Source organism: Kordia sp. (assembly GCF_965224175.1).
In the GTDB taxonomy this organism is placed as follows: Bacteria; Bacteroidota; Bacteroidia; order Flavobacteriales; family Flavobacteriaceae; genus Kordia.
Genome location: NZ_OZ245041.1, coordinates 3,601,457 through 3,617,211 on the forward strand (window position 1 = coordinate 3,601,457; position 15,755 = coordinate 3,617,211).

A 15,755-nucleotide genomic window follows, 5' to 3' on the forward strand; every position below is an offset into this window, starting at 1 on the left:
TTTGCTTTTAGCTTCCAGCTAATTTTTGATTTTGTTGATCAATCCATTAATCATTTTACCTTCTTTTTGGATCAACTCTAAAATTGAATTTATTTTAGAAGTTTCAACCAAACTTAGCTCTACAATAATAATCATTTGTGTTTCTAGCTCAAATAATGAACCTATTGCAATTTCTAAAAATCGCTTGAATTCTATTTCGCTATTTCTGCTACAACCTTCAGCAATGTTTGAAGGAATAGAAACAGCAGCACGAGTTATTTGACTTTTTAAACCATATCTTTCACTTGAAGGTAAATCATTAGATAGCTCATATACTTGTTTTACAAGCTCAATTCCATTTTTCCAAATTTCTAATTTCTTAAAATCCCTCATTTTGCTTTTAGTTGTTTACTAATTAGCTTTTGTTTATAACTTTTTTAATCTTATATAATGTAAAATACTGTTTTTACTTTTGCTAACAGCTAACAGCTAACAGCCAATGGCTATTTTCAAAGTACTTCTCGATGCAATTTTCTTTCATTTCGACTGCGCTCAATGTGCAGAAAATCACTCGAAGTGACGTTTTTTTGGTATTGAGAATATTTCAAGTTTATCTGACTAATTCCTAATACCCAAAACCTAATGCCTATTTTCTTTCATTTTTCGAAATGTCAAGCTCATTCTTCCGTTTTCGGTATCCGATTTGGGAATTGCGTGTTGCCATTCGTCTTGTATTTCGTTTGTCATATAAATGAAAGAACCTGAAGGCAATTCAAAGTTTTTTATGACATCTTTATTTTTGATGTTTCGAAATCGTAATGTACGAGTTTCTCCAACAGAGACAATTCCGACACCTGTGTTTTTTGTTAGTATATCTGTTTGGTCAGAATGAAATCCCATGCGAGATTTTCCGTCTAAATAATAGTTAATCAAACAGTTATTTGGTGCAAAATTGAGTTTTTTTTCTATTAAATCAACTATTTCTTGTATTTCTTTGAGAAATGGTTGATACGGATAACTGATTTGAGAATAGTTGTATGCTTTGCCATAACTTGCTGTTTTTCGTGCAGACATACGTTCATCCCAAGAAATATTGTTTTTTAAAAATTCAAACAAGATTTCTGGCTCTTTAATGAAATTCTCTATGTATGTTATTCCATTCATTTTTTAGCTTTTGGCTGTCTGCCTTTAGCTTTTATATTTCAAAGTACTTCTTTATACAATTTTCTTTCATTTCGACTGCGCTCGATATGATATAAAATCACTTGAAGTGACGTTTTGAGTTCATAGCTAATTACTATTACCTAAAACCTAATGCCTTTTATACATAATGCTCATTTACCAATTCTATGACGCTTTCAACCGTTGGTACTTTAGCGATACGTACATCTTCAAAGTGTTGTCTTGCTTCTTTGGCAGTAGTTTCTCCAATACAAAAGGCAATTCCTTTGGCTTTGTTTGCCGAAATATAACTTTGTACTGTTGATGGACTGTAAAACATGACACCTTCAATTCCGTCTTGAAGCTTTTCAGCATCCAACATGGTTTTGTATGCGTGTACTTCTGTAACTTCGATGTGATTTTCTTCTAAAATTGTAGGCAATGCATCCAAGCGAATATCACTACAAAAGTAGGTTACAGCTGTTCCTTCAATATATTCTACTAAATGCTCTGCTAATAGTTTCGAATTACGTGCCGATTTTACGACAGGACCAATTTTTTGCTCAATGAGTTTTTTGGTTCTTCGCCCAACACAGTAAATGTTTTCAAATTGTAATTCGCTTGCAGAGAAATTGTTAGCCAAAGCTTCTACCGCATTTTTACTTGTAATGACCACATTTTTAATCGGTTTGCGAACAACTTGTGGCTTGATTCGATTTAGGCTAATTTTGATAAAATCACTACTTTCTGATACAATTCCTTCATTAAGTAATTGACGTTGTGCTTCTGTGAGTAATTTGGTAGAATACACATTAATTTGCTTTCCAGATTTTTTGATATCATCCATCAAACGTTTTCCACCGCGTTCTATAATGTAATCTGAGCAGTATTTTGCTAGTTCGTGATGTTCACCTAATTTTTCGTAGCGTTTTGTATAAATTCGTTTCGTTCCGTCTGTACTTAATAAAACACCTTCTAGCGTAACTATTTCATCTTTTATGTATGCAATTGCTCCAATTGGCGCTGTACAACCACCTTCTAGTAAGTTTAGAAATTTACGCTCAATTGATGTGCAAATTTCAGTTTCTTCATGATTAATTTCTGCACAAATTGCACATACTTCTTCGTTTTCAGCCAAAGCGGTAATCATGATCGCTCCTTGTGCAGGTGCTGGAATCATCCATTCGAGATTTACAGACTCTTCAGGTCGTAAACCAATACGTCCTAATCCTGCGGCAGCAAAAATAGCGCCGTTCCAATGTTCATTGTCTTCTAGTTTTTGCAAACGAGTATTTACATTTCCACGTAAATCTTCAATGGTATGTGTTGGATATCTGTTGAGCCATTGTGCTTTTCGGCGTAAGCTTCCCGTAGCAATGACAGCATCACGTTGCGATAAAAATTCTTCATTTTTCTTAAAAACCAGTGTATCACGTACATTTCCACGTTTTAAAACCGCAGCTTGTACAATACCTTTTGGCAATACGGTTGGCACATCTTTTAACGAATGTACGGCGATATCGATGTCATTATTGAGCATAGCAATATCGAGTGTTCGTGTAAAAATTCCTGTGATTCCGAGTTCGTATAGTGGTTTGTCTAAGACTAAATCGCCTGTAGCTTTTACGGGAACTAATTCGGTTTTGTGACCTAAGAACTCAAGTTGTTCTTGTACTACTTTAGCTTGCCACAATGCGAGTTCACTATCTCTAGTCCCGATTCTGATGCGTTTACTCATAGTGAGTTATTTTCCAATTGAAATACTTTTTGTATAAGTGCTACACTTTCTTCTGAAGTTGTGTTTTCATCTTTGAGATGATTTGCGAATTGTGTAGTTATTTTTTGAATGATTCTGTTGCTAATAATTTCTGCTTGCGATTCGTCGAAATCACTTATTTTTTTACGTTGAAAGTTGATTTCAGCATTTTTCATTGCTGTTAGTTTTTGTTTCAACGCTTTGATTGTTGGCGCAAATTTTCGCGTTTCCAACCAAGCTGTAAATTCCGTTTTTACTTCGTCTATAATAGCTTCTGCTTTTGGAATATGTGTTTTTCTTCGTTCTAATGTTTCATCTGTAATTTGCGATAAAGCATCTAAATGAACTAAAGTCACATTGTCTAACTCTGTTGCGTCACGAGAAACATTTTCAGGAATTGATAAATCTAAAATTAGTAATTCTTTATCCGAATGAATGTCTTTTTTAGTAACTGTTGGACGTTGTGCGCCAGTAGCTACAATTAAAACATCTGTATTTTGTATTTCCTGATTGAGTTCTGAATACTCTTTTACTGTTAAGTTGAACTTTCCAGCAATTTTCTCTGCTTTGTCTTTGGTTCTATTGATTAAGGTAATGTGATTGTTTTTAGTATGTTTTACTAAGTTTTCACAGGTATTTCTACCAATTTTACCTGTTCCGAAGAGTAAGATATTCTTCTCAGATGTATTTTCTACGTTTTTGAGAATGTATTGCACGGAAGCAAAAGCGACAGAAGTTGCGCCAGAAGAAATTTCAGTTTCATTTTTGATACGCTTGCTAGCTGTAATTACAGCATTTACTAAACGTTCCATAAAACCATTGATTAAACCTATTTCTTGCGAAGCCTTGAATCCTTGTTTTAATTGTGAGATGATTTCAAAATCGCCTAAAATCTGACTATCTAATCCTGTACCTACTTTGAACAAGTGTGAAATAGCATCTTTGTTTTTGTGAACGTACGCTACTTCTTGAAATTCTTCAACACTTCCGTTAGAATTGTCACAAAGTAATTTTATTAATTGATATGGATGTTGAGCAAATCCATAAATTTCAGTTCTGTTGCATGTTGAAATAATCAACGCGCCATCACCAATTTCGTTATCTTTGATTGTAGAAAGAATAGAAGCTTTTGAAGTATCTGTTAAACTGAATTTTCCACGAATGTGAGCATCTGCTTTTTGGTAGCTCATGCCGACACAGTAGAAAGAATTATGTTTAGATATATTATATTGCTTCATGGGGACTTTAAAATCGTTAACAAAAGTATCATTAGAAGAGAAATAAAAATAACGCTCAAAGGACTTTTTATATCGCTCTAAGTTTTTTAGATGCAATTCTTCTGAAAAACTTGCGGAATGTTGTAAATTTACTGCAAAATAAGCCTTTATACGACACTTTGAATAGAATCATTCTAAATAAAGCTAAAACTTAGATCGCTACTTATGGAAGAAAAAAATATCGCTCAAGGAACTTTACAAGAGACTCAAATTGAAGATGGTTTTTACATTTTAAAGCTTCAAAATGAGAGTAATGATACTCAGCAACTTATCCGTGAAATTGACAGTAGTTTTATACAGTTTCATTTTTGTGTAAAAGGAAATTGTAAGTTTAATTTTAACAATGGAAGGTATTCGTTTGACGTGTTGGACGAACATGCATTATTGTTGTATAATCCGCAAACAGATTTGCCTATTAACGTAGATGTAAAGCCAAAAACGTGGTTGATTTCTGTGTTGATTCCGATCAAAAAATTTCATTCTTTATTTTCAAATGAAGCCAGTTATATTCACTTTTTGAATGCAGATAAGAAAGATAAAAAGTACTACGATAATAAAAAAATAACTCCAATGATGGCGGTTGTACTCAACCAAATGTTGAATAACAACATGCATGAATCTATCAAAAAATTATATCTAAAAGGTAAAGCCTATGAGTTGTTGAGCTTGTATTTTAATAGAAGTGAAGATGCCGATATTGAACAATGTCCGTTTTTGGTTGATGAAGATAATGTGTTAAAAATTCGTCGCGCCAAAGATATTGTGATTGCAAATATGGCAGAACCGCCAAGTTTACAAGAGTTGGCAAATGAAGTTGGTTTGAATATTAAGAAGTTGAAAGAAGGATTTAAACAAATTTACGGAGATTCTGTGTTTAGCTTTTTGTTTGATTATAAAATGGAATATGCTCGTAAACTCCTTGAATCAGGAAGTTATAATGTAAATGAAGTTGGTCATAAAGTAGGTTATAGTACAGCAAGTCATTTTATTTCCGCGTTTAAAAAGAAATACGGAACTACACCTAAAAAGTATATTTTGTCGGCTAGTTAGACTTTAGATTCGACTTTTGCCTGTCATTCCTATGAAAATATCTTGATTCTTGACTCTAAAAGTCTTGATTCTTGTTTAGTTACTGATTCATGAATATTTTCAATACCTTCTTCGACCACTAATTCGTTTTCGTTTTTTATATCGAACTTGTTCAATAGCATTTTCATACAATTCGTCTTCAATTTCATCACCATAAATACGTTCACCATTCAAATTTTTTGTGGTTAGATATGGTTCAATACTTAATGTAGGTTTGTCTAAAAATGCAATATGATATAGTTTGTTATTGATTCGATAACGATTTTCCTCTTTTACTTTGAAGAAATAAATAGTGATATCACCATCTTCATTGCTTAGTTTTTCTGTTTTTACAAATGTGATTGTATCAGTTTCTTTGTCAAGACCGATACGACTTGTCAATCCTGCTTTGGCGTAACGTTGTTGTGTTTTTAAGGAATCAGGAACAATAGCTAGTTTGTCTTTTTCTGCTAATTTCCACAAGGTTAGTGCTAATGTTTTGTCGTCAAAAAATGTTTTTTCTTTAAGCTCTTGCGGAATGGATTCGTTATTTTCTGCTAGTAAAGCAACATATGTTGTTAATGCTGATTTCGCTTTTGTTTTGATAAGTTTATTGAAGAAATCTTTAATGTTTCTATCCTTTCGGAAAGGAAATAATAGTTTTACATAATTCTCAAGCGCATTGCTACTGCTGTAATTATAGGTAGATAACTTTCCTAAGTTTCTTTTGATTTCTATTTTGGCGTCATTCAACAATTGACTTTTATATCGCTTGTAACTTTTAGGCTTTAGCAAGCTGCTATCCATTAGTTGTGTCAACAATCCATAAATAGGTGCTTTGTATTCTTGAATGCTGGAATATTTTAGTAATTCTGGAAATAAGTCTTTCTTTAAAGATAAGTTGTTTTTTCCTGTTTTAAACAATCTACTTGTGCCTCTAGAGTCTAGCGGAAAATCCTTTTCTAGTAAGTGTAATACCAATTCATAAGATGGTTTGTCTTTTTGTTGTAATAGCGATTTTAATATGGCAGTTTGCGTTTTGGGTTTGTCGTATGCTTTTACGTATAATCGCTTAAAAAACGGATGAATTCGGTCATTTTTGAGCTTTCCTAAAGAAGAGATTAAGTAGTTTTTAATGTTTTCACGATCTTCAGGAAATTCATGATCTTCTAAAATAGAAATAATCGTGCTTGCATGCTTATCCGCAAATTTGATTTTTGCATATGATTTTAAAACAATACTGTCATTATTTTTAATACCATCAAAGAAAATACCGGTTTTATCAGCAAATACATCTTTCCCCAATAAAGTATCAACAGGTGAAAAAGTATCATAGAAGTTTTTGACAAATTCAGAACGTTCGGCAATTGAATCTTCTAAAGTAGATAAACTATATAATACACCTTTTTTTAGAATATTTCTTCTGTATACACGTTTTGCGCTTGCAGTATCTCTAAGCACATATGTACTAGAAAACATACCTTCTTTTTGATCTTGCTGTTTATCTTCAATAATAAAATTGAACTTGTAACCTTGTTCTAAATTATTCCACAAACTATCTATATTGTGAAACATTTGTAAATCGTGATATTTGATACGTCTTACATATACTTTTTCGTTACTTTTTGAAGTGTAAGTAATATATTTTTTCTCTTGATCGTATGCTTTTTTATCTGAACGATATCTTCCGTAAGATCTTCTAGAAGCTGGTTGTTTTGTGTTAGTTACTACAGAAAAATGAAGTGAAGTATCTATTACTGTTTTAAACTTTTTATACTTCGGAGTTTTTAATTTGAAGGAATCAAAATAGCTGGATTTTTTACTTTCATCATTCCCAATGTAGCCTAGCAAATAATAACTCTCGTCTTTTACAACTGTTTTTAAATAGATTTTCTTTTGTGTTGTAGTATCAATTATCGCAGACGATTCGTAGCTTTTGTATTTGTAATCTGTAAAGGCGCCATCTACCTTTTCAATTTCAAGTTTCTTGTAAAAATTATCATGAATATATTGGGCTTCAAAGGCATCTTCTTCAATATATACGACATCATTATTAAATACTTCTTTAAAAAAATAATATTCACCATTTACTTCGGCTTGCAACAACTTATTTCCAACGTTTTTAGTGTTGTCAGAAATAAAATTTGAAGGAAATAAAAACGAATACTTATGATATTCGGAAGTATAGGATTTCATTTCATTAGAGGTTTTGCGAAACTTTAAAGATTCGAAAATTTCTTTTTCATATTGAAGCACAAAATCTTTCTTTCCTCCAAATTTGATCGTAATTATTTCCAAAGGAGTTTTGTATATATGATACTTTTGGTAATCACCTTTTTTTGTTTTGTTTACGATGCTAAATCCTGGATATGGACTTGTTAATACTTCTTTCGAGATAATATCACCAGGAATATCTTCATATAATAAAGGATCAATTTCTTCTAAAGTAATTTTATCTTCATTTGGAAACTGATCATATGTATTTAGTCGGGTAATGGTTAGATATGCACCATTTGTCATATCTGGAGCTAAGTAAAATTTTTGCTCTTTGTATACAAACTCTCGGAGTTCATCAAACGTTTTTATTGTAATAAAACCATCAGGCGTACTGTATGAGTTTAAATATGGTTGTACGTGCAAATCTTCTAAACTTACTTTAGCTTTTAAGGCAAAATTTGTTTGTTTAGATGTCAAAGGTTTTACCTTGTAGCCTCTATCTTCTAGCATTTGAAGCATGCCTTTTTCACCAGCTAAATGTGCTGCGCCAACTCCTGCAAATACGGTTTTGTGCTTCATTAGTGAATCCATGACAATGACCATATTTTCATTTCGTTTAAACAACATATGTTCACGGTAAAACTCAGTGTTTGTGGCAGCGCCAATAGAATCGAGAAGCTCAATGTTTCGATCTCTGTACACGTCTTCTTGGACCGTATAGCGGTTTTGTTTTTTAAACATTTTTTGAACCCATTCGTCTGGTTTTTTCTTTAACACATTATAGGCTGCACGCGATGTTAAGTATCTAGATTCTTCGATGTTTTCTAAGCTAATAATTGGCTTGTTATTCTTTTTTCCAGCTTGGTAAATAAACATGTCCAAGTAGGTTTCTTCTTCAAAATCATCTGCGCCAGCTTGTTTTCGGTATAAATATCCATTGATGATTCTATTGTCAAATCTAATAATACGTCGTACAGATTCTTTCTCAGAAAACTGTGGATTAAAATTTCGATCATAAAAATTTTCTCCGCCTCCATATGCTGAAGATGTATTGTTTCTACTTTCATAACTATGTGCTAGCCAAGTCGTAGGATCTGACTCTAAAGCAACTGTTTCTGCTTCCTCCAAAGCCTTAAAAAAAACATCGTCCAAGCGAAAAGCAACTTTTTTGCTTACGTGCATTGTGCCATACAAATAAGAAGGTTTTTCCATACCATTTCCGGAAATTTCCCAAAGAAGACTTTGTTTACTTTCTTGAGATAAAAGGAGTGATGTAAAAAAAAGAAGTAGGAGTGATATATGTATTCTCATAAAAGAAGTAGAAATTTTAATGGTAATGTATCATCGGTAATTTGTGCAACAATGTACTAAAGATATGAATTCTTTCATGTTAATAGAATCATAATGCGTAAAAATGCCTTTTAAATGAGTGTATAAAGATTTCCTATGATTGTCTACTAATTTATTGAAGATAGAGTCGTATTTTTGTCAGGATTAAAAATTGAAAACAAAAGAAAACAGATGAAAGGTGTATTACTCATTAATCTTGGCTCGCCAGATAGTCCAAATCCTAAAGATGTAAAAAGATATTTAGGTGAATTTTTAATGGACGAACGTGTAATTGATGTTCCCAAATGGCTTCGTACATTTTTAGTAAAAGGAATCATTTTAAACACGCGTCCGAAAAAATCAGCGAAAGCTTACCAAAAAATCTGGTGGGAAGAAGGTTCTCCACTCATTATTATCTCTGAACGTTTTCAAGAAAAAGTACAACAGCGTGCTAAAGTTCCTGTAGCTTTAGGAATGCGTTACGGATCAATGAGCATTCAAAAAGGATTGAAAGAACTGCACGACAAAGGAGTTGATGAAGTTTTAGTAGTGCCATTATATCCGCATTATGCCATGTCTTCTACAGAAACGGTAATTGAAAAAACAAAAGAAGAACAGCAAAAACATTTTCCAAATATGGAATTGACAATTTTGCCTTCGTTTTACAATCATCCAGACTATATCCGTGTATTATCTGAAAAAATTAAAACAAACTTAGAAGGTGTCGATTACGATCATATTTTATTTTCATACCACGGAATCCCTGAAAGACATATTCGCAAAACAGATCCGACTAAATCACACTGTAAAATAGACGGAAGTTGTTGCAATACACCTTCAAAAGCACATGCGTATTGTTACAGACATCAATGTTTTGAAACAACAAAAGAAGTCGCGAAGTATTTAGATTTACCAGAAGGAAAATACAGTGACTCTTTCCAATCACGTTTAGGTGGAGATCCTTGGTTAAAACCTTACACTGATAAAGAATTTGAACGTTTCCCAGAAGAAGGAAAAAAGAACTTAGTTGTCATTACTCCAGCATTCGTAGCCGATTGTTTAGAAACTCTAGAAGAAATTGCTATGGAAGGTGAAGAAGAATTCAAAGAAGCTGGCGGACAAGAATACAAGCATATTGCCTGTTTGAATGATGATGACGATTGGGTAAAAGTAATGACACGTTGGATTAATGAATGGAGCGTAACTTCTAAAGAGGAAGTAACCGCTTAATGGCAAATAACAAATCTGCCGAACTTGGCATTGCGCCAATAGGGAAACTTCTAATTTCTCAAGCATTACCTGCGTCCATAGGAATTTTAGTCATGTCCTTAAATATGGTAGTCGATACCATTTTTGTAGGACAATGGATTGGTTCCATGGCAATTGCAGCCATTACGGTCGTTGTTCCACTTACATTTTTAATAGCTTCTATTGGAATGGCTATTGGAGTTGGTGGCGCATCTATCATTTCGAGAGCTTTAGGTGCTGACGATCATGACAAAGCACAGCGTACATTTGGAAATCAGATAGTAATGTCTTTAGGGTTGGCGATATTCTTTGTTATTCTCGGACTTATTTTTAAAGAAGAAGCCTTGTCTCTTTTTGGCGCGAAAGGTAAAATTCTTGCTCCAGCGGAAATATACTATGTAATTGTCATGTACTGTATTCCGTTTTTGGCGTTATGTATGACGGGAAATCCTGTAGTGCGTGCAGAAGGAAAGCCAAAATTTGCAATGGTAGCGTTGATACTTCCTGCCATTGGAAACATACTTTTTGATTACTTATTCATTAATGTTTGGGATATGGGAATGGCTGGTGCGGCTTGGGCAACGTCTATTTCATACTTTATCTGCTTCTTATTTATCTATTGGTTTTTCTTTTCTAAACATAGTGAACTCAAAATACGTTTAAAATGTTTCAAACTAGAACGTGCTATTGTTAAAGAAATTACAGAATTAGGCGGTGTTACATTGGCTAGACAAGGAATGGTAAGTATTCTATCTATCATTCTAAATCATACACTATTTACTTACGGAGGAGAAACCTCTGTGACCATTTATGGAATTATTAGCAGAATGCTCATGTTTGCGTTATTTCCTGTCATGGGAATTTCTCAAGGATTTTTGCCTATTGCAGGTTTTAATTATGGAGCAAATAAAATGGCGCGTGTGCGCGAAAGTATCAATATATCTATCAAATACGGAACAGGACTAGCTTTAGCAATCTTTGCGATCATTATGTTTTTTCCTGAGCAAATTACAGCCGTTTTTACAAATGATGAAACTGTAATTCGCGATGCTCCAAATGCTTTGCGTTGGGTATTTTTAGTGACACCATTAATTGCTGTACAAATGATAGGTTCTGGATATTTTCAAGCTATCGGGAAAGCCATTCCTGCATTGTTACTCACGCTTACAAAACAAGGGTTTTTCTTAATTCCTTTAATCTTAATACTACCACAATACTATGGAATCTTTGGTGTTTGGATTGCGTTTCCAATTGCTGATTTACTGGCTACAATAGTTACAGGTTGGTATTTAAATCGTGAAGTGAGGCGCACTTTGAAATAGGCATTAGTATTGAGTATTGAGATGTTTCAAATGTCAATTTGAGTACTGTTGAAGATCCCTTGACTTTCAGTTTTTGGTATGTTAAATTTTAAGTGTTGAATTTTGAATTACTTCAAAGATCAAAAATACAGTTAAAAATTATCTCAGAAAACCACTCAAAAATTCGTGTAAATTCTCAGAAGAGTAATTCTAAAAACATTTGTGCATTCGTGACAAAATAAAATTATTCCTCGATGGTTCTATTGAACATAGTTGAAAATACATTTTTCTTCACTTTATTGTAAAAACCACTCAAAAATTCGTGTAAATTCTCAGAATAATAATCCAAAAAACATTTGTGCATTCGTGACAAAACAAAATTATTCCTCAATAGTTCAATTGAACATAGTTGAAATACATTTTTTCTTCACTTTATTGTGAAAACCACTTAAAAATTCGTATAAATTCTCAGAATAATAATCCAAAAAACATTCGTGAACTCGTGACAAAACTAGCAACAAGTTATGGCTAGTACAAATAGACAAAACCACAAATAAACAAATAGCAAACCATACAACCCAACACCAAAAAGCGCAGCAACCCAAAACCTCACCCACTAAAAACAATTTAACAACCAACAATCATACAATAAAAAGAATAATCCGTATTTTTAGTAGCTAAAATCAAACCAACCTAAAAAATGCGAATTTTAACCATCTTGGCGGTACTACTTCTTACCGTAGGAAGCCATCTTGAATCACAAGCACAAACTTTTGACGAAACTTATTATAAAAATCTAGAATACCGACTTATTGGTCCATTTCGCGGCGGACGAAGTGCTGCGGTAACAGGTGTTCCCAACAAACCCAATCTTTATTATTTTGGTTCTACAGGTGGTGGAATTTGGAAAACTACTACAGGCGGACGCGCATGGGAAAATATTTCTGACGGTTACTTTGGTGGAAGTATAGGTTCAATCACGGTTTCGAAAAGTGATCCAAATGTGATGTACGTTGGCGGTGGAGAAAAAACCGTGCGCGGAAATGTTTCTTCTGGATACGGCGTATGGAAAAGTGTTGATGCAGGAAAAACATGGAAAGCTTCAGGACTTAAAAATTCGCGACATATTCCACGAATGGCGGTACATCCAACGAATTCAGATATTGTATACGCAGGTGTGATGGGAAATATTTATAAATCTTCCAATGAAAGAGGTGTTTATAAAAGTATTGATGGTGGAAAAACGTGGAAAAAAACATTGTTTGCGAATGCTGATGCAGGTGTTGTCGATTTAATCATAGATCCGACAAATCCAAGAATATTATATGCGTCTACATGGCGTGTTCGCAGAACTCCGTATAGCTTGAGTTCCGGTGGAGACGGTTCAGCATTATGGAAAAGTACTGATAGTGGTGAAACATGGACAGAGATTTCTGCAAAAAAAGGATTCCCGAAAGGAACTTTAGGAATTATTGGAGTGACAGTTTCTCCATTAAACAACCAACGTGTTTGGGCAATTGTAGAAAACAAAGAAAAAGGCGGTTTGTATCGAAGTGAAGATGGTGGTGAAACCTGGGTGCAAGTCAATAGCGAACGCAAGTTGCGTCAGCGTGCTTGGTATTATACACGTGTATATGCCGATACAGAAAACGAAGATGTTGTATATGTTTTAAATGTTCGTTACCATAAAAGTACAGACGGCGGAAAAACATTCAATACCTACAATGCTCCACATGGAGACCATCACGATTTGTGGATTGCACCCGAAAATCCAAAACGTATGATTATTGGAGATGATGGTGGCGCACAAGTCACGTATGATGGTGGCGAAACTTGGAGTACTTATCATAATCAAGCAACATCACAATTTTACAGAGTTACAACTGACAATAGTTTTCCATACCGAATTTACGTAGCGCAACAAGATAATTCTACAATTCGTATTCCGCATAGAACAGATAGTTTTTCTATTTCAGATGAAGATTGGGAAAGAACAGCAGGTGGCGAATCGGCACATATTGCAGTCGATCCAAAAAATAATGACATTGTATATGGCGGAAGTTATGATGGTTTTCTCACCAGAGTCAATCATAAAAAAGGAACAGTACGTGCTATCAACGTATGGCCAGACAATCCAATGGGACATGGCGCAGAAGGTATGAAATATCGTTTTCAGTGGAATTTCCCAATTATCTTCTCAAAACACAATCCAAATCGATTGTACACTTTTTCTAATCGTGTACACGTGACAGAAAATGAAGGACAATCTTGGAAAATTATCAGTCCAGATTTAACACGAAACGATCCTGAAAAACTAAAGTCTTCTGGTGGACCAATTACGCAGGATAACACTTCCGTAGAATATTACTGTACTATATTTGCTGCACAAGAATCACCACTAAAAGAAGGATTATTGTGGGTTGGAAGTGACGATGGATTAATTCATATTACACAAGATGGCGGACAAACTTGGAACAATGTAACACCAAAAGGAATGCCTGAATGGATGATGATTAACAGTATTGAACCAAGTGTTTTTGATGCAGGAACGTGTTATGTAGCAGGAACAAAATACAAAACGGGCGATTTTAAACCATACATTTATAAAACAACCGATTACGGAAAAACGTGGACAAAAATTACCAATGGTATCAATGCAGAACATTTTACACGTGTGGTTCGTGAAGATCCAAAACGAAAAGGATTGTTGTACGCAGGAACCGAAACTGGCATGTATATTTCTTTTAATGATGGAAGAAATTGGCAGTCGTTTCAGTTGAATCTTCCAATTGTTCCAATTACCGATTTAGTAGTAAAAGACAATAATTTAGTAGTAGCAACACAAGGAAGAAGTGTTTGGATTATTGACGATCTAACCGTGATTCATCAACAGTATAATATCACAAAAAATGAAAACATTCTATACAAGCCAAAAGACAGTTATAGAATGCGCGGCGGTTCACAAAAAGGTAGCAAAACGGAAGGGACTAATCATCCGAACGGTGTAATTACCTATTTCTATCTTAATGATTACGATGCAACAGATGAGGTTTCGTTAACGTATATGGAAGCGAATGGCGATGTCATCAAAAAATTCAGCACAAAAAATAAAAAGAAAGACAAATTAGAAGTTAAAAAAGGCGGAAATCAATTTGTGTGGAATATGTCGTACAAAGGCACTGAAAAACTCGAAGGAATGATTTTATGGTGGGCAAGTTTAAATGGTCCAAAAGCAGTTCCAGGAGAATACAAGGTAAAACTGACTGTCAAAAAAGAAGGTAGTGACGCAGAAGAAATTATCAAAACATTTACAGTACTAGCCGATCCGAGAGCAGAAAGTACCTTGGCTGACATGCAAAAACAATTTGATTTCATCAAAGATGTCAATGCTACTATGGACAATGCGCATAAATCCATCAAAAAAATTCGAAAAATTAATGGAAAATTGAGTTTTTTTGCATCGCAATATAAAGATGACTCAACCGTAAAAGATTTAGTAGAAAAAGCGAATGACTTGAAAAAACAATTTACCGCTATTGAAGAAGCGTTGTATCAAACAAAAAACCGTAGTGGACAAGATCCGTTGAATTTCCCAATTCGTCTTACAAATAAATTAGGACACTTAAATTCATTGGTAAGTATGGGCGACTTTGCTCCAACGGAACAAGATGTTGCGGTAAAAAACGAGTTGACACAAAAAATCAATAAAGAACTAAACACATTCAACAACTTAATAGATACTGAAATCAAAGCGTTTAACGAAGCTTTTAATGCGAAAAAACTAAACTATTTATTTATAGAAGACTAAATGTTACTAGAATATTACGGTTACATAAAAGCACTACATTTAATATTTGTAGTTACATGGTTTGCGGCGCTATTTTACATTCCTCGTTTGTTTGTATATCAAATAGAAGCCTTTCATAAACCATCGCCAGAAAAGGAAATTTTAGGGAAACAACTCAAACTCATGGCAAAACGCTTATGGTTTATTATTGGTTGGCCATCTTCAATTTTGGCAACACTTTTTGCAGTTTTACTACTCATTGCCAATCCATCATTATTACAATTGGGTTGGATGCATGTAAAATTATCGTTTGTAGTGTTATTATGGTTGTATCATTTAAAAACGCATCATATGCACAAGCAGTTGCAGCGAGATGATGTACGTTACAGTTCTAGCTTTATGCGTTTGTGGAATGAAGGCGCAACCTTTATACTATTTGCAGTCATCTTTTTGGTGATTTTAAAAAGTGCGATCAACTGGATTTTTGGTGTCATAGGAATCTTTGTATTGGCTATATTATTAATGCTAGGATTTAAAGTTTACCAACGCATACGCGAGAAAAATCCAGAAGCGTAATAGTAGTTCTGTAGCAAACTTTATTCGTATTTTTGGCTTGATTATTGCGCGAAAGC

10 protein-coding genes are annotated in these 15,755 nt (G+C 33.9%); 5 read left to right on the top strand and 5 right to left on the bottom strand.

All coding sequences use genetic code 11. The annotated features are described in order from the left end of the window. Positions 1–18: 18 nt before the first annotated feature. From ACOQOS_RS15650 to hemA, 4 genes are all read right to left on the bottom strand, one after another. A complete protein-coding gene (locus ACOQOS_RS15650; protein WP_420571406.1) occupies positions 19–372 on the bottom strand; it encodes a four helix bundle protein in 354 nt (117 codons plus the stop codon). 246 nt (positions 373–618) lie between these two features. Beyond that, positions 619–1,143 carry an alpha-ketoglutarate-dependent dioxygenase AlkB gene (locus ACOQOS_RS15655; protein WP_420571407.1) on the bottom strand — a complete coding sequence of 175 codons (525 nt, stop codon included), beginning with the start codon at positions 1,141–1,143 and terminating at the stop codon, positions 619–621. A 157-nt stretch (positions 1,144–1,300) separates the two neighbouring features. Continuing rightward, positions 1,301–2,878 (bottom strand): hydroxymethylbilane synthase, encoded by a 1,578-nt coding sequence (hemC, locus tag ACOQOS_RS15660; protein ID WP_420571408.1) that lies wholly within the window; start codon positions 2,876–2,878, stop codon positions 1,301–1,303. Beyond that, positions 2,875–4,134 carry a glutamyl-tRNA reductase gene (gene hemA, locus ACOQOS_RS15665; RefSeq protein WP_420571409.1) on the bottom strand — a complete coding sequence of 420 codons (1,260 nt, stop codon included), beginning with the start codon at positions 4,132–4,134 and terminating at the stop codon, positions 2,875–2,877. The genes hemC and hemA overlap by 4 nt, the downstream gene beginning before the upstream one ends. Positions 4,135–4,338: 204 nt before the next feature. On the opposite strand from hemA, the gene ACOQOS_RS15670 reads away from it, so the two are divergent. Next, positions 4,339–5,223 carry a helix-turn-helix transcriptional regulator gene (locus ACOQOS_RS15670; RefSeq protein WP_420571410.1) on the top strand — a complete coding sequence of 295 codons (885 nt, stop codon included), beginning with the start codon at positions 4,339–4,341 and terminating at the stop codon, positions 5,221–5,223. A gap of 99 nt (positions 5,224–5,322) precedes the next feature. On the opposite strand, the gene ACOQOS_RS15675 is transcribed toward ACOQOS_RS15670, so the two are convergent. After that, positions 5,323–8,769, bottom strand: a complete 3,447-nt coding sequence (locus tag ACOQOS_RS15675; protein ID WP_420571411.1) for a TraB/GumN family protein — start codon at positions 8,767–8,769, stop codon at positions 5,323–5,325. 210 nt (positions 8,770–8,979) lie between these two features. Here ACOQOS_RS15675 and hemH point away from each other — a divergent pair, with 210 nt between their 5' ends. The 4 genes from hemH (at position 8,980) to ACOQOS_RS15695 (ending at position 15,699) form a co-directional block, all read left to right on the top strand. After that, positions 8,980–10,017: a ferrochelatase gene (gene hemH / locus ACOQOS_RS15680; RefSeq protein ID WP_420571412.1), complete on the top strand. Its 1,038-nt coding sequence runs from the start codon at positions 8,980–8,982 to the stop codon at positions 10,015–10,017. Beyond that, positions 10,017–11,357 (top strand): MATE family efflux transporter, encoded by a 1,341-nt coding sequence (locus tag ACOQOS_RS15685; protein WP_420571413.1) that lies wholly within the window; start codon positions 10,017–10,019, stop codon positions 11,355–11,357. The genes hemH and ACOQOS_RS15685 overlap by 1 nt, the downstream gene beginning before the upstream one ends. A 679-nt stretch (positions 11,358–12,036) precedes the next feature. Beyond that, positions 12,037–15,144, top strand: a complete 3,108-nt coding sequence (locus ACOQOS_RS15690) for a WD40/YVTN/BNR-like repeat-containing protein (RefSeq protein WP_420571414.1) — start codon at positions 12,037–12,039, stop codon at positions 15,142–15,144. Next, positions 15,145–15,699 (top strand): CopD family protein, encoded by a 555-nt coding sequence (locus ACOQOS_RS15695; RefSeq protein ID WP_420571415.1) that lies wholly within the window; start codon positions 15,145–15,147, stop codon positions 15,697–15,699. Positions 15,700–15,755 lie beyond the last annotated feature (56 nt).

Excerpts from the sequence above, each read along its gene's own strand:
- ACOQOS_RS15650 (WP_420571406.1), bottom strand. The coding sequence starts at position 372 with ATGAGGGATTTTAAGAAATTAGAAATTTGGAAAAATGGAATTGAGCTT.
- hemH (WP_420571412.1), top strand. The coding sequence starts at position 8,980 with ATGAAAGGTGTATTACTCATTAATCTTGGCTCGCCAGATAGTCCAAAT.
- hemA (WP_420571409.1), bottom strand. The coding sequence starts at position 4,134 with ATGAAGCAATATAATATATCTAAACATAATTCTTTCTACTGTGTCGGC.
- hemC (WP_420571408.1), bottom strand. The coding sequence starts at position 2,878 with ATGAGTAAACGCATCAGAATCGGGACTAGAGATAGTGAACTCGCATTG.
- ACOQOS_RS15685 (WP_420571413.1), top strand. The coding sequence starts at position 10,017 with ATGGCAAATAACAAATCTGCCGAACTTGGCATTGCGCCAATAGGGAAA.
- ACOQOS_RS15695 (WP_420571415.1), top strand. The coding sequence starts at position 15,145 with ATGTTACTAGAATATTACGGTTACATAAAAGCACTACATTTAATATTT.
- ACOQOS_RS15675 (WP_420571411.1), bottom strand. The coding sequence starts at position 8,769 with ATGAGAATACATATATCACTCCTACTTCTTTTTTTTACATCACTCCTT.
- ACOQOS_RS15670 (WP_420571410.1), top strand. The coding sequence starts at position 4,339 with ATGGAAGAAAAAAATATCGCTCAAGGAACTTTACAAGAGACTCAAATT.
- ACOQOS_RS15655 (WP_420571407.1), bottom strand. The coding sequence starts at position 1,143 with ATGAATGGAATAACATACATAGAGAATTTCATTAAAGAGCCAGAAATC.
- ACOQOS_RS15690 (WP_420571414.1), top strand. The coding sequence starts at position 12,037 with ATGCGAATTTTAACCATCTTGGCGGTACTACTTCTTACCGTAGGAAGC.